27 protein-coding genes and 1 pseudogene are annotated in these 20,999 nt (G+C 69.5%); 8 read left to right on the plus strand and 20 right to left on the minus strand.

Going from position 1 to position 20,999, the window contains the following annotated elements; translation table 11 throughout:
* Positions 1-55: 55 nt before the first annotated feature.
* The 4 genes from ACRDTB_RS21160 to ACRDTB_RS21175 all read right to left on the minus strand — a co-directional run bounded on the left by ACRDTB_RS21160 (position 56) and on the right by ACRDTB_RS21175 (position 4,280).
* Positions 56-790: a hypothetical protein gene (locus tag ACRDTB_RS21160; protein ID WP_431432788.1), complete on the minus strand. Its 735-nt coding sequence runs from the start codon at positions 788-790 to the stop codon at positions 56-58.
* On the minus strand, positions 787-2,142 hold the full coding sequence (locus ACRDTB_RS21165; RefSeq protein WP_431432789.1) for a phage portal protein: 1,356 nt from the start codon (positions 2,140-2,142) through the stop codon (positions 787-789). Before ACRDTB_RS21165 ends, ACRDTB_RS21160 begins: the two co-directional genes overlap by 4 nt.
* Before the next feature lie 22 nt (positions 2,143-2,164).
* Positions 2,165-3,718: a Terminase gene (locus ACRDTB_RS21170; RefSeq protein WP_431432791.1), complete on the minus strand. Its 1,554-nt coding sequence runs from the start codon at positions 3,716-3,718 to the stop codon at positions 2,165-2,167.
* 109 nt (positions 3,719-3,827) lie between these two features.
* Positions 3,828-4,280 carry a hypothetical protein gene (locus ACRDTB_RS21175; RefSeq protein ID WP_431432793.1) on the minus strand — a complete coding sequence of 151 codons (453 nt, stop codon included), beginning with the start codon at positions 4,278-4,280 and terminating at the stop codon, positions 3,828-3,830.
* Positions 4,281-4,528: 248 nt separating this feature from the next.
* Here ACRDTB_RS21175 and ACRDTB_RS21180 point away from each other — a divergent pair, with 248 nt between their 5' ends.
* Entirely contained in the window at positions 4,529-4,885 is a 357-nt protein-coding gene (locus ACRDTB_RS21180) for a helix-turn-helix domain-containing protein (protein WP_431432794.1), read from the plus strand.
* A gap of 116 nt (positions 4,886-5,001) precedes the next feature.
* On the opposite strand, the gene ACRDTB_RS21185 is transcribed toward ACRDTB_RS21180, so the two are convergent.
* Entirely contained in the window at positions 5,002-5,730 is a 729-nt protein-coding gene (locus tag ACRDTB_RS21185; protein ID WP_431432796.1) for an alpha/beta hydrolase, read from the minus strand.
* Between the two features lie 32 nt (positions 5,731-5,762).
* Positions 5,763-6,047 (minus strand): HNH endonuclease, encoded by a 285-nt coding sequence (locus tag ACRDTB_RS21190; RefSeq protein ID WP_431432798.1) that lies wholly within the window; start codon positions 6,045-6,047, stop codon positions 5,763-5,765.
* A gap of 174 nt (positions 6,048-6,221) precedes the next feature.
* Here ACRDTB_RS21190 and ACRDTB_RS21195 point away from each other — a divergent pair, with 174 nt between their 5' ends.
* Positions 6,222-6,440 (plus strand): hypothetical protein, encoded by a 219-nt coding sequence (locus ACRDTB_RS21195; RefSeq protein ID WP_431432800.1) that lies wholly within the window; start codon positions 6,222-6,224, stop codon positions 6,438-6,440.
* 185 nt (positions 6,441-6,625) lie between these two features.
* On the opposite strand, the gene ACRDTB_RS21200 is transcribed toward ACRDTB_RS21195, so the two are convergent.
* The 12 genes from ACRDTB_RS21200 to ACRDTB_RS21255 form a co-directional block, all read right to left on the minus strand.
* Complete coding sequence (locus tag ACRDTB_RS21200) at positions 6,626-7,006, minus strand: hypothetical protein (protein WP_431432801.1); 381 nt, start codon at positions 7,004-7,006, stop codon at positions 6,626-6,628.
* Positions 7,006-7,224, minus strand: a complete 219-nt coding sequence (locus ACRDTB_RS21205) for a hypothetical protein (protein ID WP_431432803.1) — start codon at positions 7,222-7,224, stop codon at positions 7,006-7,008. The genes ACRDTB_RS21200 and ACRDTB_RS21205 overlap by 1 nt, the downstream gene beginning before the upstream one ends.
* A gap of 48 nt (positions 7,225-7,272) precedes the next feature.
* Positions 7,273-8,358: a DNA cytosine methyltransferase gene (locus ACRDTB_RS21210; RefSeq protein ID WP_431432805.1), complete on the minus strand. Its 1,086-nt coding sequence runs from the start codon at positions 8,356-8,358 to the stop codon at positions 7,273-7,275.
* 152 nt (positions 8,359-8,510) lie between these two features.
* The gene (locus ACRDTB_RS21215; RefSeq protein ID WP_431432807.1) at positions 8,511-8,807 is read right to left on the minus strand and encodes a hypothetical protein; all 297 of its coding nucleotides are present in this window, start codon (positions 8,805-8,807) and stop codon (positions 8,511-8,513) included.
* A complete protein-coding gene (locus ACRDTB_RS21220) occupies positions 8,804-9,130 on the minus strand; it encodes a hypothetical protein (RefSeq protein ID WP_431432809.1) in 327 nt (108 codons plus the stop codon). The genes ACRDTB_RS21215 and ACRDTB_RS21220 overlap by 4 nt, the downstream gene beginning before the upstream one ends.
* Positions 9,130-9,612: a hypothetical protein gene (locus tag ACRDTB_RS21225; RefSeq protein WP_431432811.1), complete on the minus strand. Its 483-nt coding sequence runs from the start codon at positions 9,610-9,612 to the stop codon at positions 9,130-9,132. Before ACRDTB_RS21225 ends, ACRDTB_RS21220 begins: the two co-directional genes overlap by 1 nt.
* Before the next feature lie 118 nt (positions 9,613-9,730).
* Positions 9,731-10,159 (minus strand): hypothetical protein, encoded by a 429-nt coding sequence (locus tag ACRDTB_RS21230; protein ID WP_431432813.1) that lies wholly within the window; start codon positions 10,157-10,159, stop codon positions 9,731-9,733.
* Positions 10,160-10,303: 144 nt separating this feature from the next.
* Positions 10,304-10,984: a hypothetical protein gene (locus tag ACRDTB_RS21235; RefSeq protein ID WP_431432815.1), complete on the minus strand. Its 681-nt coding sequence runs from the start codon at positions 10,982-10,984 to the stop codon at positions 10,304-10,306.
* A complete protein-coding gene (locus tag ACRDTB_RS21240; protein WP_431432816.1) occupies positions 10,981-11,526 on the minus strand; it encodes a zinc finger domain-containing protein in 546 nt (181 codons plus the stop codon). The genes ACRDTB_RS21235 and ACRDTB_RS21240 overlap by 4 nt, the downstream gene beginning before the upstream one ends.
* Positions 11,523-12,662 (minus strand): hypothetical protein, encoded by a 1,140-nt coding sequence (locus ACRDTB_RS21245; RefSeq protein ID WP_431432818.1) that lies wholly within the window; start codon positions 12,660-12,662, stop codon positions 11,523-11,525. Before ACRDTB_RS21245 ends, ACRDTB_RS21240 begins: the two co-directional genes overlap by 4 nt.
* A gap of 145 nt (positions 12,663-12,807) precedes the next feature.
* Complete coding sequence (locus ACRDTB_RS21250) at positions 12,808-13,245, minus strand: hypothetical protein (RefSeq protein ID WP_431432819.1); 438 nt, start codon at positions 13,243-13,245, stop codon at positions 12,808-12,810.
* On the minus strand, positions 13,245-13,523 hold the full coding sequence (locus tag ACRDTB_RS21255) for a hypothetical protein (protein WP_431432821.1): 279 nt from the start codon (positions 13,521-13,523) through the stop codon (positions 13,245-13,247). The genes ACRDTB_RS21250 and ACRDTB_RS21255 overlap by 1 nt, the downstream gene beginning before the upstream one ends.
* Positions 13,524-13,864: 341 nt before the next feature.
* Between ACRDTB_RS21255 and ACRDTB_RS21260 the strand changes: the two genes are divergently transcribed.
* The gene (locus tag ACRDTB_RS21260) at positions 13,865-14,242 is read left to right on the plus strand and encodes a hypothetical protein (protein WP_431432823.1); all 378 of its coding nucleotides are present in this window, start codon (positions 13,865-13,867) and stop codon (positions 14,240-14,242) included.
* 42 nt (positions 14,243-14,284) lie between these two features.
* On the opposite strand, the gene ACRDTB_RS21265 is transcribed toward ACRDTB_RS21260, so the two are convergent.
* Positions 14,285-14,494, minus strand: a complete 210-nt coding sequence (locus ACRDTB_RS21265; protein WP_431432825.1) for a DUF397 domain-containing protein — start codon at positions 14,492-14,494, stop codon at positions 14,285-14,287.
* A gap of 7 nt (positions 14,495-14,501) precedes the next feature.
* Positions 14,502-15,479 carry a helix-turn-helix domain-containing protein gene (locus ACRDTB_RS21270; RefSeq protein ID WP_431432826.1) on the minus strand — a complete coding sequence of 326 codons (978 nt, stop codon included), beginning with the start codon at positions 15,477-15,479 and terminating at the stop codon, positions 14,502-14,504.
* Positions 15,480-16,227: 748 nt separating this feature from the next.
* Between ACRDTB_RS21270 and ACRDTB_RS21275 the strand changes: the two genes are divergently transcribed.
* The 5 genes and pseudogenes from ACRDTB_RS21275 (at position 16,228) to ACRDTB_RS21295 (ending at position 20,977) form a co-directional block, all read left to right on the plus strand.
* Positions 16,228-16,350, plus strand: coding sequence for a hypothetical protein (locus tag ACRDTB_RS21275; RefSeq protein WP_431432828.1), 123 nt, complete (start codon positions 16,228-16,230; stop codon positions 16,348-16,350).
* Between the two features lie 51 nt (positions 16,351-16,401).
* Positions 16,402-17,664: a methyltransferase, FxLD system gene (fxlM, locus tag ACRDTB_RS21280; protein WP_431432829.1), complete on the plus strand. Its 1,263-nt coding sequence runs from the start codon at positions 16,402-16,404 to the stop codon at positions 17,662-17,664.
* Between the two features lie 5 nt (positions 17,665-17,669).
* A complete protein-coding gene (locus ACRDTB_RS21285) occupies positions 17,670-17,840 on the plus strand; it encodes an FxLD family lanthipeptide (protein WP_431432831.1) in 171 nt (56 codons plus the stop codon).
* A gap of 82 nt (positions 17,841-17,922) precedes the next feature.
* Positions 17,923-19,962: pseudogene (locus ACRDTB_RS21290) on the plus strand (lantibiotic dehydratase family protein); the annotation flags it as partial.
* 448 nt (positions 19,963-20,410) lie between these two features.
* Positions 20,411-20,977, plus strand: coding sequence for a thiopeptide-type bacteriocin biosynthesis protein (locus ACRDTB_RS21295; RefSeq protein ID WP_431432834.1), 567 nt, complete (start codon positions 20,411-20,413; stop codon positions 20,975-20,977).
* Positions 20,978-20,999 lie beyond the last annotated feature (22 nt).

The raw sequence follows: 20,999 nt of genomic DNA on the forward strand, positions 1-20,999 counted from the left end.
TGGGGTGGCGCTGTCCGCCAGGGACGAGCGCGGTAGCTGGTAGTCAGGCCGCGGTTCAGGCAGCGGTCTGGAGCGCGCCGGGCAGGGAGTTGGGTGTGGTGCCGGCGAGGGAACGGCGAAAGGCGTTGAGCGCGTCGCGTCCGGAGTGGCCGCGGGTGGCGTCACGCCAGAGCTGTTGCGCGGCACGGAAGGTGTCGCGGCCGTCCCAGGTGTCGCGGTCGAACACCGGGGTGACGTGGCAGTCGCAGCGGTCGTGCCAGGCGGTCATCTCGCCGGCCGATGCCGCGGTGCGGTAGACCGGGCCGCGGGAGGCGAGCATCCAGCAGAACGCGCAGGTCTCTCGCCCGGTCGGCACCCGCGCCCACCCGAGCGCGACCCGGTCTAGCCGGGCGGCGGTGGTGATGGTGTCGCGGCCGGCCTGCTCGACATGTCGCGCGAGCGCGCCCGCCGCGTCGCTGATCGCCGCCCGTGCCGTGTCCGCCTGGGACAGTCGCGGGAAGACGGTGCGCCGGAGGGTGTGTTCCAGCGCGTCGGGTCCGTAGGCCGGCACGTTCAGAGTCGGGACCGGTTGGTCGCTGTAGTCGGCGCGCTGGGCGCGATAGAACCGCACCGCCAGCTCGTGCGATGCCTGGCGGCCCTGCACCACGGTGGGGAACAGCGCGTCGACCAGCAACCGCCACACCTCCGGCGGGAGCGGGCGGCCGGCAAGGGTACGCAGCACCGCCACCGCCGCGGCGAGCACCTGCTGAGTGATGGTGTCCTGGGCGCGGCGAAGCTCAGCCAACCTCACGCGGCCACCGCCTCCCCTGGCTCGGCGGTGGCCCTGGTGTCGGTGGCGCCGACGGTGGCCATCAGGCGGGACAGCGGGTCGTCGCCGGAGGCTTCGGCGAGCTTGCGGCGCTGCTCGGGCGTGTAGCCGAGCTCTTCCCACGCCACCGACACCGGCAAGATCCCGGCGGCCACCAGCTTGCTGACCGCGTCGGCCTTCGCGGCGTAGGTCGGGGTGGACGGATCGCGCCATACCGCTTCCAGTCGGGTCGCCTCGGCGGGTAGCTCGCCGTCCACGATCCGCATCCCGAGCCGCATGGCCTGCTCCCACGCCCCGGAGAAGGCCCGCGTGCGCCGCTCCGCGCGCTTCACCAACCGGGCCTCGGCGCTGCGGATCGCGTCCGCTGAGGCGGGGTTCTCCGAAACCAGGCCGAGGAAGTGCGGCGGCAGTCCAGACAGGGCGGACACGAGGCGGGCGTAGGCGTTCAGGGTCTCGGTGAAGTTCCGCAGGTCCGCGGCGGTGAACTGGCCGACCTTCGCGTCCGGGTCGCCGAGCGCGAGAATGCGGCCGATGTATGCCTCCCACGCCGGCACCGGTTTGCCGTGCTCGTCGACGAAGTCCTCGCGGGTCGCGCCGAGCACGTAGCGCTGCGGCACCGCGAGCAGCTCCTGCGCGCCTTGCAGGTTGGTCAGCGTGCGGCACGCGGCGTCGGTCAACCCGATCACGTCGGCCATCTCCGAGCGGCCGTCCCGGTCGGCGAGACGGGCGCGGTTGACCAGCGGCACCACCGGCGTGACGCCGAGCTGGTGATCGATCGTGTCCACCGCGCGCCACCCGGCGGACGCGCGGTCGTAGAACACCGTCCGCGTCGGCAGGTACAAGGTGGCGGAGCGAGCGCTGCCGCCATCGGCGGGCTGGTTGTACAGCCGCAGCGCCGCCCGCACGGCGCGGGTGCGTGGGTCGATGTCAGCGACCATCGAGCGCGCCGACTCCGGCGTGATCACCGGAACGTCCGGGGCGTCCTCGCTGGGCCCGACGGTGAGGAATGCCCGACCCGCGACGAGTGCTTCCAGGTGGGCCAGGCTGGCTTCCTCATCGAGGTTGTTGTGCTGCCACCACGACCACAGCCGCTCGTCGGTGTCCGCGGCGCCGGCCAGCCGGAACCCCTCCACGTCGAGACGCTCCTCCAGGCTGTCCACGACCAGGCGCGGCCAGTTCACCACCGTGTGCAGGCGGCGCATCTCCGGCGGCAGACCGAGCCCGAGCGAGGCGAGGCGTTGCGCCCCGTTGTAGTAGGCGTCCAGCCGCCGCACCCGGCTCGTGCATGAGTGAAGGCGGCGGCGCAGGTCGTGGAAGGTGTCAAGGTCGGCCACCGCGGCGTCACCTCCCCAGGGCTCAGCGGAGGACTGTGACGCGGCGGGTGCGCCGCTTGCGGCGCTGGTACTTCTCCGAGGCGAGCACGAGCCGGCGCACGAGGTGGGCGCCGATCAGGCAGACCGCGAGGTCGATCTTGTGCGGACTGTCGCGGGATTCCTTGGCGATCGAGACGCCGTACTTGTTCGGCGCGCGGCGCGCGTTGAGCACGTGCCGGCGGAGCCGCAGGTCCCCGTCATGGCGGACGGTCTTCTGCCGGATGTCGGCGAGGGTGCGTTCGGTCGCGGCGGTGAACTCGGCGACACGAGCACGCATGTCGAACGCCACGGCGTGCCGGTGCCGCCCGGTCGTCGCGTCGATGAGCAGTCGGTCGCGGAACTCCAGCGCCCAGGTGTCGACGTAGGACTCGAACTCGCGCACGTCGGCGAAGAACCCCAACACCGTGTACCGGTCGAACGCTCGGCGTACCGCGAGGTCGGCGGCGGGCTTGTCGACCCGCCACGCCTTGCCGTCGCGTCCGGGTGGGCGTTCCTGGCAGTGCAACACCGCAGCCTGCCCGTCGTCGAGCCGGACCGCTATGAGACCGGTGGCGTCGTCGCCGGTGGAGCCGTCGAAGAACAGCGCCACCTCGTCCCCCTCCGCCAGCGGCGGAAGGTCGGGGTGGTGGCAAGCGTCCCACTCCGGCGCCGAGGACCAGGCGGTCGCCGCGGCGGTGCGCTGGTTGAAGAAGTACCGGCGCGCGTCGGACGGGTCCTTGGTGAGATCCCAGAACTCATCCCGCACGATGCCGGGCAGATCCATCCACGCGGCGGCCGGCCCGTACACCTCGGCCAGAGCGGCGACCACGCTGTCGAGGTCGGTCAGGTCGACCTCGGCGGGGGCTTCGCGGTGGTCCCACAGCAGCCGCGCCGCGCGGGCGCGGCCCTCGCGGATGGCTTGTGCCTGGTGGTCGACGGCTTCCAGTACCGAGTCCTCACCAGGCTGGTACATGGTCGAGGTGAGCAGCGCCCACGGCTCCGCGGACTTCCGTTTGCGCAGGTTGCGGTCGACGGTCTTGAACATGCGCCGCAGCTCGGGCGTGATGTACAGGTGCGGCTCGTCGAAGATCACGAGCGATTCCTTGCCGCCGTCCTTCGCCGACGAGCTGGCGGTGGACGGGACGATCTCGCCGCCGTCCGGCAACAGGACGCGGGTCAGGCCGACCGCGTCGTCGGGCAGGTCCTCGCCGAGCGGCCCGTCCTCGAGGTTGAAGTGGATGACGTCGTAGGTGTTGCCGGTCTGGGTCTCCTCGGTGGCCAGGCACCGGATGTAGGGGTAGACCAGGGGGCGGCCCATCGGCTCGCCGGGGGTGTAGCGGTAGGCGAAGTCCCGCCACCGGAACACCTCACCGCCCTGAGCCCAGCCGGCGAACCGGGACGGGCCGAGGGCGTCGAACAAGCCGACGTGCCCGGCCAGCTCCGACTTCGCCCGGCCCTTCGGCCGGACCAGCGCCACGCGGGAGTACAGACGGCGGCCATGCGGGTTGTGGGCGTAGGCGTCGAGCAGGAACCCGGCGAACTCGTCATCCAGCTCCACCGGGTTGCCCTGTACATCGCCGGGGCCATGCACAGCCCAGTGCTCGATCCACGCCGCCGCCAGCCAACCCAGCGAACGGTTCCGATCGTGACCGGGCGCGTGGACCAGCTCACGAGGCACCCTCACCCCCAGCCTTGCCCAACCGGCGCCGGCGCTCGTCCAGCCGCGCCACCGCAGCCGGTGTCTCGGCCACGACCGGGCCGTCTGGGTTGGTGTAGCGGATGCGCTGCTTGAGCCGGTCCTCGTGGGTCAGGCCGAGCTTGGCCGAGCGAAGCCGGAGTTCGGCGGCACGGGCGAGTTCGCCGCGCCAGAACTCGTCCACGAGCACGGCGGTCTCGATCGCGAACCGCCAGTCCGTCTCGGTCCACAGCCGACAGTGCGGCATCCGCCGTACCGCCTCCCACCAGGCCACCGTCTGCGGATGCCAGGGTTGCCGGCCGATCGTGGCCGGCAGGTCGGGCGACGGCCCGTCGTAGAGGGTGTTCTCGATGGGCGACCAGTCGTAGGTCTTTGGGTTGCGGTTGCGCGGGTTGTTCGAAGGCGGACGTCCAGCGAGAGCCATCGCACCTTTCCCCTCGGCAGCGCGCAGTAGTCGCAGCGGGTCACTATTCGAAGGTTGGGATCACGAGCTGGCCCTGGGCGTTGTGCATTTCCGGTTCTCGGGCGTATCGTCGAGATATCGCTCCACATGAGCGAGCCATCCCGACAGTCACGGCAAGGTCCAGGGCTGACCCTTTGCCTCTTGGTAGAGACAAAACACCAGGTCAGAGGCTTGTGGAGCGGTTTTGGTTGCAAAGATGGGAGAACGAAATGAATCGCGAAATAGAGAACCAAAATAACTACGGAGAAGAACTCCGCGAACGAAGACTAAAGCTCGGTTTCTCTCAAACGTTCGTAGCGATGAGTATTGGAGTCTCGCAAGGAACAATCTCATCAATCGAGCATTGGAAACTTCCGAGCTTCCACGGACAGAGATGTAGCAACTTCTACGACGCCGCCGAGCGGCATCGTGCGAAGGAACTTGTGTTGAAGCACGAAGACGTACTGAAGGATCCCGACGTACTCGCGGTCACGCACAGGCACCAGGCCGCCGTCATGGCCGAGATGCACGCGCTTGTCGCGCGACTGCACCGCGAGCACGGCGGTGAACTCGGGCCGGCGGCATGACAGCGGAGCCCCCGACCAGCGAGAGGTCGGGGGCTCTCATGATCCCCAAACCTCGGATTTCGTACAGACGGCGAGCCGCTATCACATACCGGTGCTGGCCTCGGCCGGGCGCAGGGCTACCCCCGGTGGGCCGGTCGGTACGGACCAGGTGCGTCGCACGCGATGACCGTGCGGAGCAGGTCGGCGAGCGCGTCCGGTTGGCTGAGCATGGGTGAGTGGTCGGCGCGCAGCCGGTGTACCTCGTCGCAGCGGGCGGAGAACACGGCCTGCGCCGCGGGGTGGATGGCGCGGTCGCGGGTGCAGATGATGTACGTGGCCGGCAGGTACCGCCAGGCAGGGTCGGTGACCTGGCCTTGGATCGAGGACAGCGACTGCTTGGTGAGCTGGCGTGCGGCCCAGCGTGCCAGCCGCGGTGAGCAGTCGCCGTAGAACACGCGGATGGGGTGCCGTACCTCGGACGCGTTGTCGTCGGTGATGGTCACCCAGTTGGGGAGCTGGCCGCCGACGAGCTGGTGCACGCTCTCGCCCGCGTCGGGCGCGAACGCGGTCAGGTAGATGACCTGCTGGACGTTGGGGCAGTCCGTCAGGGCTTCGGTGGCGACCGCGCCGCCGTAGGAGTGCGCCACGACGACCACCGGCCCGTCGATCCCGCGGACGGTGTCGCGGAGCAGGTCGGCGTCATCCTGGAGGCCACCGAGCCGGTCGGGGTCGGAGCCGGAGCCGGGCAAGTCAACCGCGATGGTGTCGAAGGCGGGCAGGTAGCGGCGGAGCTGGTCCCATGCCCACGGGCCGTGCCAGGCGCCGTGCACGAACACGATTGTCGGGTCGGGGATCGGATGCGACACGGGCGCTCCTCGTTTCGGTGATGGCGGTCTAGTCAGCGCAGGCCGGGGTGGTCGGGTTCGGGTGGTCGGCGTCGGGAACGGCGCGCCGCGGCGGCGGTACCGCCCTCGTGGGCGCTTTTGGTGCGGTGGCAGGGGGTGCAGACGCCGCGCAGGTTGGTGTCGGAATGGTCGTCGCCGGGTCGGATGTGATCGACCTCGGTCGAGGGCGCGGTGCCGCACAGGCGGCAGATCGGGTCACGGCGCAGCACACGGGCGCGAATGCGTGGCCAGTCCGGGGGAAGTCGTGTTCGCCGAGTGCTGCGCGCCCACGGCGTCACCGCGTCGGTCGCCCGGACGGAGAGTGCCCAGATGTCTGGATGTCACCGAATGTCATCTAGAGACGTCCTTGTCGCTCTGCCAGGGTTGATCACGACAGGGCGGGCGTTCGGATGGCGTCCGGATGGCACGGTTGTGGCGTTGTCTGAGAACGCCTCCGCGTCCAGGCTTGCTCAGTGGTGCCCGTACTGGGATGGGCGCCGGGGGACGAGGAGCGCGAGATGGACGGCGGTGACCACCAACCTCGGCGACCCTCGCTCGCGGTGAGGTTCAGCGAGACCATGCGGGACCTTGACCCTGGTGTGCGGATCGGCCTGCGGTGGCTGGTGTATGTCCTGGTGCTGGCAGCCGCGTGGCGCAAGGGCCTGCCGGATCTGCTGTCGTGGCTGCCGTGATCCGAGGATGGGCCGGTGGGCACTGTGGCGGGCAATGGAGAAGAAGGTGTGTCCCGACGTGCCCACCGGCCCGGTCTCCCTGTGCCCGGCCCGCCGGGGAAGCGGGCGGGTCAGGTGTGGAGCGGCCCGGCGCCCGCGGGGGAAGGCGGACACCGGGCCGTGCTCGGTGGGGTAGTGATCTAGATCTAGAAGCCGGCGGCTTTGGCCGCGGTGAGGGTGATCAGCTCGTCGAACTGCGCGGCGGGTTCGGCGGGGAGCCAGTCGCGGCCGGCGTTGTCGACGGTGTTGTAGCGCAGCAGCCGAAGGTCCTCGTAGAGCGTCTTCAGGTCCGGGCGGTTGACCAGGAGGTCCGGGGACGCTGTGTCCGGGAACTCGACCTCCGGGATCGTGGTGCTGTCATCGTGGTAGGAGGAGGCGTAGGCGGCGCGCTGCGCGATGAGGATCGCCCGGAACACACTGGCGATCTTGCCGCCGCTGATCCCATCGATGCCGGGTCCGGAGAACGTCACGAGGGTCCGCGCGCAGGTCATGACGAGGTCCGCAGTGGATGACACGTAGACCGACATCAGGCGCCCCCGTCCCGGTTGGCGGGCACGAGAAAGCAGGGCGGCGTGTCCGAGTCGGCGTGGTCGTAGTCCTCGACGGTGGCGCAGTACATGAGCGGGGCGTCGCAGTCACGGCACAGCATCAGGCCGTGCTCGTCGACCGGCTGGCCGTCCTCGATCGACGTTCCGGGGTCGCGGTCGTGCGCGCCGGGAGGGCAGTGCGCGTGGTCGTATTTCACGGTTTCTCCCTGTCAGGACTCGTATTCTGGTCGCCGGATGGCGTGCTTTCACGCTGTCCGGTCGGGCCGGTCCTGGGAGTCCTTTGTGGTCGAGCCGTGGTCGTTCGTGGTCGATTCGTGGTGTGTCCCAACCGGACGGTCGAGGTCGGCTGGGACGGGGTCCAGCAACAGGCGTAGAGCAGCGGCGCCTTGGACGGGAACGACACCATTTCCGAGCATCTTCAGCGCCATCGCCCGACTGATTCCGGGAACGTCGGTGACCCAGCCGGCGTCGAGTCCCATCAACCATTCGACGAAGGGCGGGGAGAGCCGGTCTCGTCCCTTGACGTGGACGACCGGGAACGGCGCGGGACGGCCGAGGAGGTGTTCCCAGTGTCGGATGGCGAGTTCGAATCGGCCCCACTCGACGCGGCTGCTCGTTCGGCGCTTAGCCAGCGTGTTCGCCGCAGTTCCAGACGGATCGCCACCGACAGGGAGCCGGAGAGCTTGCGGCGGCGCGCCAGGTAGATGTCGACGTCCTCGCCGTCGTTCGGGTTGGACGCCGCGGGGGTCGGTACCCCTGGGCCAGGCGAGGCCGAAGACGCGGAACCGCTGGTGTGGGGCTCCGATGGCGGAAGCGGGTAGGCCCAGCCATCGGCAGTCGTACCCGCGTTCGGCCAGGTCGCCGAGTACGGTTCCGAGCGCCCGCGTCCCGCCTCGTCGAGCGTCTCCCAGGTCTCGCCGGTCCAGCGGGCGAACGGGAGTGGGTGCGCTGGGCGCATTCAACAGCCCCCTCACGTTCTCGAACACGACCAGGCGGGGGCGGAGTCTCTCGATGGCGTAGGCCATGTGCGCCCACAGGCCCGAGCGGGTACCGGGCGACAGCCCGGCGCGTTTGCCGGCTGACGAGAGGTCCTGACAGGGAAAGCCGCCAGCGAGAAGGTCGACGCGTGGCACGGCGTCCCAGTTCACGCGGGTGATGTCGCCGAGGTTCGGCACACCGGGGAACCGGTGGGCGAGCACGCGGGCGGGGGCGCGTTCGGTTTCGGAGTACCACACGGTGTGTCCGCCGAACACGTGCTCGACAGCGAGATCGAGCCCTCCGTATCCGGAGAACAGGGACCCGATCGCGGGCCGATACACCACACCGACCACCGCCCACCACCACGTCGGGCGGCACGGCGGCCGGCGGCATCACGGGAGCGGATCGGGGAAATGGCTGGAGCCCCGGCCTGGGGGTCACCGGGGCTCCAGAAGATTCAGGGTCGCACCGCTCGGTGGGTGCAGAACTCCAACGTGGACTGAATTTACACGAGCGCCGCGTCATCAGGCAAACATATGTTCGTGTGAACTGGATCACCGTCGACCTGCTCGGCACTGGTGGTGTCGTACCGGGTCGCTCGTTTCCAGTACGAGCGGTCGGCGTCGTCGAGGTCGAACAGGACGCGGGGCCGGCCGCGGCGGTGGCGCGGGGTGGGGTCGGGGTAGCGGCGCCATTGGTCGGTCTTGGCCCAGCCGCGCAGCGTCGAGGCGGGCACGCGGTAGTGCAGGGCGAGTGCCTCCAGGTCCAGCGCTCGCCGCTCGGTCGAGGTCGTGGTGGTCATCGTGGGGTGCGTTTCCTCCGGTTCCTCGTCTTCGTGGTCTTCTTCGTGGCCGTCTTTGTCGGAGTGGTCGTCTTCTGGGTGGTTGGTCGGGGGCGTTTCTGGCCGAGCCAGGGGCGGACGGCGGCGTGGACGGTGTCGCGGGAGAACTGGGCGGCTTCGGCGAGGTGCGAGGCGGGCACGTGGTCGCGGTAGGCGTCGACGATCATCCGGTCCAGCTCGGCGCGGAGCTTGGCGAGTTCTCGGGCCTTGGCGCGCAGGGTGGCCGCTTGGGCGGCGACCTTCGCCAGGTGCCGCACGGCCCGGTCGGTCTGTGGCGCGCTCATCACCGCTCCCCGTTCGCGTCGCTGGCGCTGGTGGGGTGGGGTTGGCCGCACAGATGGCACGCGCGGGTGGGCTGCTGCCAGCCGGTGAGATGGACGTAGACCCGGAACCGGTGATCGAACAACTTCGTCGGGTTGCGCCAGTCGAACACGGACAGGATGGCGACCACGTCACGGCGCAGCAGCGCCCGCGTGGTGTCGGGGTCCTCCCACTCGCGGTACAGCGCGGGCATGTCCAGGTCGCGCAGCTCGACACACACCCGCCACGCCCGCGTGTGCGCCGGACCTTCGTCGGCGCCACGCCGAACGGCGACGGTCACCGAGCACGGCGGCAACCCTTCGGCGTCGCGGGCGGCGATCAACGCCTGCCGCATCCGCAGCGCGAGCAGCTTCGGGGGCAGGCCGGCGGTGTCCAGGTAACGGGCGCCGTACACCCGCCCGCCAGCGGCGGGGGTGCGGTTGTCATGGTTGGTAGCCTTGGTCATTCCGGGTCCTCTCGAAGTTCGGAGTTGAGTCCTCTTCGGGTGGTCCCGGACACCGCCCCGGGGGTGTTCCCGCACCCGCCGGGGCCCTGTCGTGTCCGGGACCGTCAGCAGCCGGGGATCAGTAGGGGTAGTGGCGGACGTCGATCGCGCCGGGAGCGTTGCGGAGGCTGAACTGCTCGGCCTCGGACAGCACACGCACGGTCACGGTGAACCGCGTGTCCCACGCGACCTCGGGGTTCGTGTAGCCGTAGGCCGCCACGTACCGCCCGACCACGTCCTCCAGGACGTCGGTGTGCGCGGCGACCTCGTCGTCGGTCAGGCCGAACACATCGACCAGCAGGTGATCCCCGCGACCGAGGATCGCGAACCGCAGGCCGTTCGGCAGGTCGCCCGCGGTGACCGCGTCGTCGAGGTCGAACATGACCCGCTCAGCGATCCCGCCGAGGTTCAGGCCGGCGGTGTCCTTGGCGTACTCGCCGTACACGCGAGTGATCTCCCTGGCCGCCCGGTCTGCGCGGGTCTCGGCTCCAGGCCGTTGGAATGACATAGTGTTGAGTCCTTTTCCGTTATGTACCAACGGGTTTCCGGTGTTCCCGCACCGGAATCCCGCTGTCCTGTCGGACGAGATCCACACTGTCCGGGACGTCGGCACCGTCGCAACGCGACAGCACGGGTTGTGGTCCAACCGTGGTCATTCACCGGCCCTCCCGTGGTCGAGCCGGGTGGCGAGGCGCAGCCAGGCTTGACGGGGCCAGAACGCCCCGCACCGCCGACACAGGCACGCCTCCGCGTCCAGCTCGGCACGCAGCGCCGCGCCACACGGCCGGAGCTCGCCGGACTCGTCGGTGATCTCGCCGGGGCAGGGGCCGAGGTCGATGATCTGGGCGGCCTCGCCGGTCACCCGCCGCAGTGCGCGGTGCAACTCGGTGATCTCCTCGGCGAACTCGACCACCCACCCTGCGGCGGCTATGTGCCCGAGACGCGTGGACAGCAGCCGCGCCTCGCCCGCCACGGTCCGAGCGGCGTCGGGTAGGTCGAGGGCGAGGTCGTCGCGGACGTTGTCCGCCCAGGAGGCCAACAACTCGAGCGCGCTGTGCGGGTCACCGTCCTCGGCGGCGGTGGTGCGCCGGTCCCGCAACGCGATCACGTCATCCCGCGCCGGGGACCGGGAGGAGAACCCCGGCGCGCGGCGGCCGCCGGCCACCCCGACAACGCCCGGCTTGATGAACTCGTCGAGGCTGTCGAACAGGTCGGGGATGTCATGCAGCATCCACGCCAGGCGGTTCACGCACCGCGCGCACACCAACCAACCCGGTTCGGCCGGCCGCGGGTTCTCCGGCCGGCACTCCACCACGCACCATCCCGTGGTCACCGGCGCTCACCCCCGTCCTCGGCGGCGCAGGCGCGTTCCAGCCGGCTTGGGTGAACCAGCGACACGCTGTCGCGGCGCTCGGCACGACCGGAGCGGTCCCGGCTCAACGGCCGACACAGCCGCCCCGGCAGCGCCCGGCAGAACGGACATGCCACCCGTTGCGCGAGCGCCCGGTCGTGGTTGCGTGTCCAGGACATGGCCGCGTAGACGCGTTCGATCCCGCGCGCACCGGATGCGGCGAACGCGGCACGGTCGGCGTCGCTCACGCGGGGACGCGGCACCGTGGTGGTCGTACGGGCGGCGCGAGCCGTGCGGATGCCCGCGATGATCTGCTCGGGAGTGGCGGTGCGGGCGCGGCTGGGGCCGAGCGCCAGCAGTGCGGCTTGGCACTCGCCGAACGTGCACCGAGCCAGCGTGTGCCGCCACGCCTCGACCGTCGCGTCGGACGGCGTACCGCTGGTGGGCCGGAACGTGGACAGCAGCGACCGCACCTCGGCGGCCGACATCTTCGGCTCGGTGGCCGTGCTCCTGGTCGTAGTCACGCGACCACCGCCAGCGCGCGGTGGGCGGCGTCGGTCATCAGCTCGGCCAGCCGCGCGGCCGGCACGTGTTCGCCCAGGTCGCCGAGCACCACATCGGCGACCGGCGATCCGTTGTCGCAGGTGGCGCGGAGGCGTTCGAACGTGGCCACGGTGTCCGCGTCGGACCGGACCCGATCGTGCGTCGCGCCGACCAGCTCGGCACGCATGTACTCGCCGACCAGCTCGGGCAGCATCGACACGCTGAGTCGCTTCGACGCCCACACCCGTAACCCCGCCGCCACGTGCGCCGGGTCCACCCCGTCGCCGAGCAGGCCGACAACCTCGGTGGTCAGCTTGGTCAGCACCCGCGCCGGCTGCGCCGGGCTGTGCGTGCGCACCAGCCGCCGCGCCTCAGCCTGCCGCCTCTGCCGCATTGACCCAGGCGCCTCCGGTCGGACGGCGGGAGGAATCTCTTCTCGCGTGTACGCGCGGGCGGGCGCGCGAACACCCACTTGTTGATCTACCGACGCAGGAGGACGTTCTCCACGCTCCCCACGCCCTTCCCCCAGGGCCTTGCCGGAAGGGTTCACCGAAGGGTTCCCGGACGAGTTCTCGCCACGATCCGGCGCGGGCACGGCCGGCTCGACGGGTCGGCCGCGAGCCGGGCGGCGGCCGGTCAGCGCGGCCTTCACCGCCGGCGGCAGGTCACCGGCCCCGGCCAGAAGCGCGGACGCCGCGAGTTCCGGCGCCGGGCCGGTGACTTCGGCCGGCAGCCGGAGCAACTCGTCGACCAGCGCGCGGCGTAGCACCGGCGAGCTGATCTCGAACGCCTCCCGCAACGCGGCGGCGAGCACGTTGGGCTGCTTGTAGATCCCGTCCCGGCGGATCAGCGACCGGACCAGCACCTCCTCGGTGTCGTGGTCGCACACCACGAAACGGGCCGCGTCCAGCTCGGCCAACGCCGCGGTGACCGCGTCCACCGTCGCGGTGGCGGATCGACCGGCCCACCGACGCAGCCGCATAGGCACCAACCCGGCATAGGACAAGTCCCGCTGAGACAACAGAAACAGGTACAGCCGCTGCGCCTCACCCGAGAGCACAACAAAGTCGGGGTCGTCCCAGATGGACAACTCGACGCGAGCGTGATCGCGCGCCACGAATGGTCACTTCCCTTACATATCAACAAGAATGTCTGTCACATGTGGGCAGGCGTCATCAGCGCGTGGCATGCGACATTCCACGCGCACGGAAGGTCTGAGAGAGAAGGCCGGAACGGTGGGAAGCACCGTCCGGCCTATCGAGTTACGAACCCGTCCCGACGCCGATGTCCGGCTGGTCGGCGGCGAGCGTGGCCAGGTTCAGGCGGTAGACCGGCTGGAGCTTGCCCCGGTTGCGGGACGCCCGGTCGGTGCAGCGCACGTAGCGGCCGGTCGGCACCAGCAGCCCGGCCCCGATCATCCGCTGGACGGTCGCGCCGACCACCGACGGCCGAACCCACGTCGGCACCAGCGGCCGCCAGCGGTTCGCGGTGGTCTCCCGCCACCCGTCGCCCATCGCGTCGGCGACGATCACCGCCGCCACCACGCGCACATGGCCGGTATTGCGCGGGTCCAGTACCAACAGAGCGAGCAGCGACGAGACCGGATCACCCTCGGTCGGAGCGACCGCCGCCACGCGCCGCGCGACATCGGCCGCCATCTCCCGCAGCGTCATCGGGACCGGAGTCTCGGTGCCGATCATTACGGGTCGAGCAGCAGGGACGTGCGGACCCACTTCTCCTCGGTCACGTCCCCCGCCGCCTCCGGGTGGCGTTCCTTGAGCAGGCGCTGCGACACCGCCGAACGCCACGTCCCCCGCCAGGTCACCACCGGCCGCCCGGCCACCGTGCCAACCTCAGAATCTTGAAGCCGGCCCTTGATGATGTCCTGCAACTCCCGGCGCACCGAGCCCCACCGCTCCATCTGCCGGTTCGCCTGACGCAACAGCCGCAACGGCTCGGCCAGGTCGTCGATCTCCACCGCGCCCGCCGGGCGCGGTACTTCCCCCTCGGTTACCGAGTCCTCCGTAACAGAGTCCTCAACCCCAGCTCTCATAGGCATTACGACGAAGCCGCCTCCCTAGTGGCATCCACGCTGACCTGATAATCTCGAACGTCTGTTCGAGGACCATCCGCCAGCGAACCATGGCGGCACTGTCGAGTCAAGAATTTACTTCGATCTTCTCGATTGAAGTTGAAAGACACGCCGATCGGGTGGCGCTTGCGTCACCGTCGACCGGGTATCACCTACCCTCGTGCGGCTACCAGGCACCCCGCCGAACCAGGCCGGGGACACCGCGCACCACACGAGAGGCACACCCGTTGTCCGGTACTCCCAGCTCCCACGTCGACGCGCTCATCCAGCGCTACGCCCCCGGACGCTCGATCAAAGAACTGGAACGCCAACACGGCCTTGCCATCGGCGCGCTCGGCAACCACCTCAAACCCGCCGCACGCGGACGCTTCCCCCGCCTGCCGATCCTGGAACGCTTCGCCGAAGTCCTCTGCGCTCCGCTCAAGGAAGTCAATGCCGCGTTCGCCGCAGACGCCGAACTCGACCTAGTCACCGACCCCTTACCCGCTCACGCGCAGCAGCTCATGGACGACTACCTCGCCCTCACTCCCGAAGACCAGGCCCTCGCCCGCGCCATCCTCCACACGATCCGCCACCGGCCCGAACCCAGCGAGGCTGAAACATGACAGCGGGACGACCTCATGGCCGCCCCGCCGTGTGCGTCGTACCTACAGTTCGTCGTTGTCGTACTGCTTGGCTGTGGCACGGAACTGGTTCCATGCGGCGCTGGTGAGCAGGAGCAAGCCGCCGTCCGGGTTCTTCGAGTCCCGCACCGCGGCGCCGGCCGGCAGCGCCCCCACCTCGACGCAAGCGCCCCCGTTCTCAGTGCTGTAGCTGCTCTTCCGGCACACCATGCGGGAGAGGTCCGGGGTGATCATGTCTTGCTCATTTCGGCTGAGAGTGCTTGTACTCGGCGGCAACCTGCCGGAGCCGGTCTTGTGACTCGACGGGTCCGAGGGCTGCCGCCGATATGCGGTTCCACAACGCATTGTAAGCGCGGACGTCCTCCGGTTGGTCGAGTAGGACGGCGTCGGTGTAGTCCTCCAGGTAGACCACGTCCGTGCTGGCGTCGTGCTCGAATCGCAGCATCGAGAAGGCGAACGTGGCCAGGCTGAACGTCTGGGCGTCGAACGGCAGCACCTGCACATCGATCGTGCCGTGTTCGGCCAGGTCAGCGATGTGTTTGAGTTGCTCAGCCATGAGCGCCGACCCTCCGACGACCCGGCGGATGGCCGACTCGCTGAGGATGAAGAACCGCTCCATATCATCCCGTTTGAGCATGTCCTGGCGGTCGACCCGCGCCTGAACGAGCCGCTCCAACTCGTCGTCTGGCGAGCGCTGAGGGGTGTAGACGGCGCGGATGTATGCCTCGGTCTGGAGTATGCCGGGGATGACCTCCGGCTGGTACCAGCGAATGCCCGTGGCGTCGTCTTCGAGGTCGAGGTAGCCGCGGAACCAGTTCGGCGTGACGTTCCGGTAGGCGCTCCACCGGCCGCGCTTGCGCCCCGACCGAGCGAGGTCACGGAGCCGCTCGGCCTCGTCGGCGCCAATGTCGTAGAAGTCGATCAACGCGTTCAGGTCGGTGATCTTCAGTCCTGATTCGCCGTTCTCGATCCGGCTGATCTTGCTGGACGCGGCCTCGATCACCTCGGCGGCTTCGTCCTGCGTCTTGTCGGCCTGGTCGCGGGCACGCTTGAGGGCGATCCCGAGCCGTCGCCGCTGCAAGGTCGGTGACGCCACGTCTGCCTCCTCGTCTCGGTCGCGCCCATATTGGACATCTACACCGAGAGTTGCAATCTCGTTCACCCGATCGGATCTCTTCCAAATTAGAAGTCTATAACGTATGGTCTCGATCGGTAGCACGAAAATAGAAGTCCATTTTAGGAGTGAGTCATGCGGGGTCAAGCGGCGAGTCGGACGGCCGCCACAGCGATCAGGTGTCCGTCGTGATCGCCGCAGCCGCAGGACTGATAGGCGTCGTGGCGGATGTCAAGGCCCGCCGTGACACGCGCTACGCGGAACTTGATCGACTTTCCTCTCTTGAGCTGCCCGGCGGGCAGGGGCGTACCCCCGACACGGCCCTGCCCGCTGGGTGTCCATCTGGCCGGCAGCGTGTCGATGAGCGCGCGGGGCAGATGCCGGCACCACACGGCGAGCGCCGACCGGGCCCCTCGGCGGGTGTGCTCCCCAGTCGCCGTGTGATCGCCGCCGATGTGAGTGAGCACCGGGCGAACCTCCTCCATCCGACCCGCCCGACTCACGTCACCCGGACCCGCGTGGCCTGCGCACCCTTCAGGCCACGCGGGTCCGGGACTCGCGAAACGGCCGGTGTCTGATGCACGCCGCACACCGACAGGTAGATCGCGTCAGGTGGTTGTTATCGCCGTGGGATCACCACGTGCATGCCTTTCCTGAGGAGAAGATTGGAGAGGTGGTCGCCGAGGCGTTGTGTGAGCACAGCGCACTGGCTCGGCGACTGTCCAATGAGGATGGTCGTAAGTGTCTGGCGTGCCTGCTGCTACACGGAGACGACCTTGCCGAGCTGCATGGTGACGCGAACCAGCGGGGCATCTGACCCGGTGCTCACTCAGAACGCCGATTTGGAGAACTGATGGTCATGCAGTGGCTTGCCGTTGCGCTGGTGGCGGTCGTGACCGTTACGCGCATCGCCGTCAACCTCCGCAACCGCCCGACCGCGGAGCACGATCCCGGCGTGGAGGTGCGCGGTGACTGAGCCCGAGATGTCCCGATAGAGAGGTGTAGTCATGTGGCTACTGTTCGCAGTATGACGATGGTTGATGGTTCGCAGGCCGACGAATTGCGGGAAGCGATGATCGGTGAGCTGCGTGAGATGGGGGCGGTTCGAAGCGATCGGGTCGCCGAGGTGTTTCGAGCGGTGCCGCGGCACTTGTTCACCCCGGAGGCGTCGCTGAAGGACGCCTACGACCCCCGTGACGCGGTGCACGTGAAACGGGACGACCAGGGCCGGCCGATCAGTACGGTCTCGTCGCCGCAGTTGCAGGGCTCCATGCTGGAGCAGGCCGACATCCGCCCCGGCATGACCGCGCTGGAGATCGGGTCGGGCGGTGTGAACGCCGCGATGATGAGCTGGTTGGCCGGCCTGGACGGGCAGGTCACCACCATGGACATCGACTCGGACGTGACCGAGCGGGCGCGGCGCCTGCTCGACGCGGCCGGGTATGAGCGGGTGAACGTCGTCCTCTCCGACGCCGAGAACGGGTTCTCGCAGGACGCCCCGTATGAGCGGATCATCGTGACGGTCGGGGCCTGGGACATCCCACCGGCATGGATAGACCAACTCGCTCCGGATGGGCGTCTCGTGGTCCCGCTGCGGATGCGCGGGTTGACGCGCTCGCTGGAGCTTGAGCGCGAGGGTGACCACCTGGCGAGCCGGTCGGCCATCATCTGCGGGTTCGTCGCCATGCAGGGCGCGGGCGCGAACGCGGGGCAGGTTGTGCCGCTGCGCGGCACCAAGGCCGAGATGCGATTCGACGACGGCTGGCCCGGCGATCAGGTACCCGACCTGGACGGCGTGCTCGACACCGAACGCGCCGAGGCGTGGACCGGCGTCACGATCGGCGGCATGGAGTCGTTCGAGACTCTGCAACTCTGGCTGGCCACGGCGTTCCCCGGTTTCGGCAAGCTGCGGGCGGACGCCGATCAGCGCTCCGTCCTGGTCGGCGACGGCAACATGTGGTTCGACTCAGCGGCGATCGACGGCGACTCAATCGCTTACCTGACCACGCGCCGGATGGAACCGGGCGTGTCCGAGTTCGGCGCCCACGCGTTTGGTCCGCACGCCGCCGAACTCGCTGAGGCGATGGCCGAGCAGGTGCTTGTCTGGGATCGCGAGCAACGCCACGGCCCCGGACCGAACTTCGGCGTCTGGCCCCTCAACACGCCCGACGAGCGGCTGCCCGAAGGCTTGGTCATCACCAAGCGGCATCACCGCGTCACGATCTCCTGGCCAACGGCGCCCACCGCCGCGACCGGCCAGGACAACCAGGAAGATCGACAAGGAGAGTGATCAGCATGACCCTGGCCCTCACGCCGCCGGCTGAGGAAGTCGACGAGTTCTCGCTCGATCTGCGGGTGATCGCGGACAGCCTTCCGCTCGCCAAGATGTCGTGCAACACCGACGACAACTGCGGCGGCTCGACCTGCGGCAGTGCCTGCACCAGCAACGTCACCCAACCGCTCTGACATTCGAGCGGCGGTAGGAGGTAGGACGGGGAGGCAGGCGGTGGGCACGAGGCGGACGCTGTTCCGGCACGCAAGTGTGGTGGTGGCGCGAGTCAGTACCGATCCCGGCGGGCTGGACCTGCCCGGATCACTCGACCTCGACACCGAGGACGCCCTTGACGAGGGCCGATTGTGGCTGGCACACCTGTGGCGACGTGCCGAGGTCCGGACCGCGTTGTGGGTTGCCAGTCCGGCGCTGTCTCAACAAGTCGACGCCATCGTTGACGGCGACCGCATCGACGCTCGGCAGCTCCGGCGCGTGCTCATCACGACCTCGTCCTATCTCCGACGCTGGCAGCGGCGCGCCACCCCGTTCGGCTTGTTCGCCGGGGTGGCCGCCGCGTCAGCCGACATTCCAGCGTCCACGCGGCTCGGCGACGAACATCTGTTAATAGCGCGGGTAGACGCGCGGTGGCTGGGCGAGATCATCGACGGCTTGGAGCAACGCCCCGACCTGCTGCCACGCCTGCCCGTGGTCGTCAACGACGCCGGGTTCACGCGCGGGGATCGATTCGTTGTTCCTGCCCGGCCCGACGAAAGCCAACCACACCGCGGCGCTGCCTTGGAATCCTCCGTCCGCCGCACCAAGGCGGTGGCGGCGGCGTTAGCCGGCGCGGCCAAGCCGATCCCCGTGGCTGAGCTTGCCCAACGTGTCGAGGAACAGTTCCCCTCTGCGGGACCGGACAAGATCCAGCGCCTGCTCGCCGAGTTGGTCGCCAGCCGGGTCTTGATCACCAGCCTGCGAGCGCCGATGACGACCATTGACCCGCTCGCGCACCTGCTTACGGAGCTGCACGCCGCTGGCGTCGAGGATCTACCGGACGTGGCGAAGCTCGTCGAACAGCTCGGCGCGATCCGTGAGGAGCTGTCCTCGCTCAGGTTCTGGGCGCTCCCGCCCGACTACTCGTCGGCCTTGGAGAGCGCCGCCGAACGCATACGAGCTGTCCACGACGTTCCGGGGCGCGTGCTCGCCGTGGACGTGGCGCTTGCCGGCAAGCTCACCGTTCCCGAGACGGTGTTACACGAGGCGGAGGCCGCCGCGACGACGCTGCTGCGACTCACGCCCTACCCCTTCGGTGACCCGGCCTGGAAAGACTTCCACGCGCGGTTCCTCGACCGCTACGACATCGGCGCGGTAGTCGCCGTGCGCGACGTGATCGCCGACTCCGGCCTCGGGTACCCCGCCGGGTTCGTCGGCGCGCCCCGGCCCCGCGCCGCGCACATGTTGACCGAGCGCGACGTCACCCTCCTCACACTGATCCAGCACGCCACCGCCGAGGGCCGCACCGAGATCACGCTGACCGAGCAGGTCATCGACGAGCTGCGGGTCGGCGACCACACCAAGATGCTCACGCCTCCGCGTGTGGAACTGGCCTTCCAGCTCCACGCCGCGTCCCTCGACGCGCTGGAGCGCGGCCAGTTCCAACTCTGGCTCACCGGCGCGCCGATGCACGCCAACAGCATGATCGGACGATTCGCGCACCTCCTACCCGACGAGGACAAGCAGCGCCTCGCGGCCACGTACGCGCCGACCAGCGAGCACACCGTCGCGGCGCAGCTGTCGTTCCCGCCCCGCCGCGAGCACAACGAGAACATCACCCGCGCACCTCGGCTCCTGCCGCACGTGATCCCCCTGTCTGAGCACCGCAGCGACGAGGAGACCGTGATCCGGATGGACGACCTCGCGGTCACCGCCGACACCACGCGGATGTCGCTGGTGCGGATCTCGACTGGGGAACGAGTCCTGCCGCACAGCCTGCACGCGCTGGAAACCACCACACAGACCCCGCCCCTGGCGCGATTCCTCGCCGAGGTGGCGTCCGCCCGGTGCGGCGCCTTCGGCTCGATCGGGTTCGGAGCCGCCCACGACCTGCCGTTCCACCCTCGCATTCGCTACGGCCGCGTCGTGCTGTCCGCGGCCCGGTGGCTGGTGAAGCCCGCCGACCTTTCCCCGGCGCGCGATGGCACCGCCGCGTGGGACGACGCGCTGCGCACGTGGTGCGACCGGTGGCGCGTTCCCTCGATCGTCGTGTTGTGCGAAGCCGACCTCCGCCTACCGCTCGACCTCGACGACCGTCGCGACCGCGCGCTGTTGCGCAGCCGGCTGGAGCGCAACCGCACCGGAGCGGTCGAACTCCGCGAAGCCGGTCCGCACGATGGACGCTCGTGGGCCGGCCGGACCTGCGAGCTGGTCATCCCGCTCACCGCCGTCCCGAGCTCGAACCCGCCAGCATCCCGGCGGACAGCGCCACTGCGAACTGTGACCCGTTCAGACGCTCGTCTTCCGGGTCGCTCACCTGTGTTGTGCGCTCACTTGCACGGTCACCCGCTGCGCTTCGACGACATCCTCAGCAGCGTGCCGCAGCTCGTCTCCGACGCGGACAGTCCCGTGACTAGGTGGTGGTTCTGGCGCCACCACGACCCTGCCCGCCCGGACAGCGACCAGCACGTAGTGCTGTGCCTGCGGCTCCGGGCTGCGGACGACTACGGGATCGCTGCCGCTCAGCTCGCGGACTGGGCGGCGCCTCTGCGTGCTCGCGGACCTCAGCTTCGGCGCATATCAGCCGCCGCGCGGTGCGTTCGGCCACGGCACGGAGGCGGAGGACGCTGCGGAGGAGGTGCTGGCGACGGACTCGGCCGCGGCCATTGCTCAGCTCTGGTGGGCCACTCGCACCGGGATGCCCAATCAAGCGATCGCCGCGGCATCCCTGGCGGACCTGGCCGCTTCGCTGGCCGTGACCCCGGAATCCGGGCTCCGCCGTCTGCTCGATCTCCTTCCACAAGAGCACGGCAAGCTGGACCGCGGACTCAGCGAGGCGGCACTGGGGCTGGTCGATGCCGATGGCTGGGCGGGAATGCGGAGCGTTCCGGGTGGTCAAACCGTGACGGACGTGTGGGACCAACGTCGGGCCGCGCTCGCCGCGTACCGAGACCGGTCCCTCCGGGACGGTGACGGTCGGCTGGTGCTGCGGACACTGCTGCATGAGCACCACCTCCGGGCTGTCGGCGTCGATCCCGGCGTGGAGAAGGTCACCAACCGCCTCGCCCGCGCCGTCGCTCAGCGTCGGCTCGCCCTCAGCCGCCAAGGTCCGCCGTGACCGCCACCGGCGATGCCGCCCA

It is taken from the genome of Actinophytocola sp., from assembly GCF_050699935.1.
GTDB lineage: Bacteria > Actinomycetota > Actinomycetes > Mycobacteriales > Pseudonocardiaceae > Actinophytocola.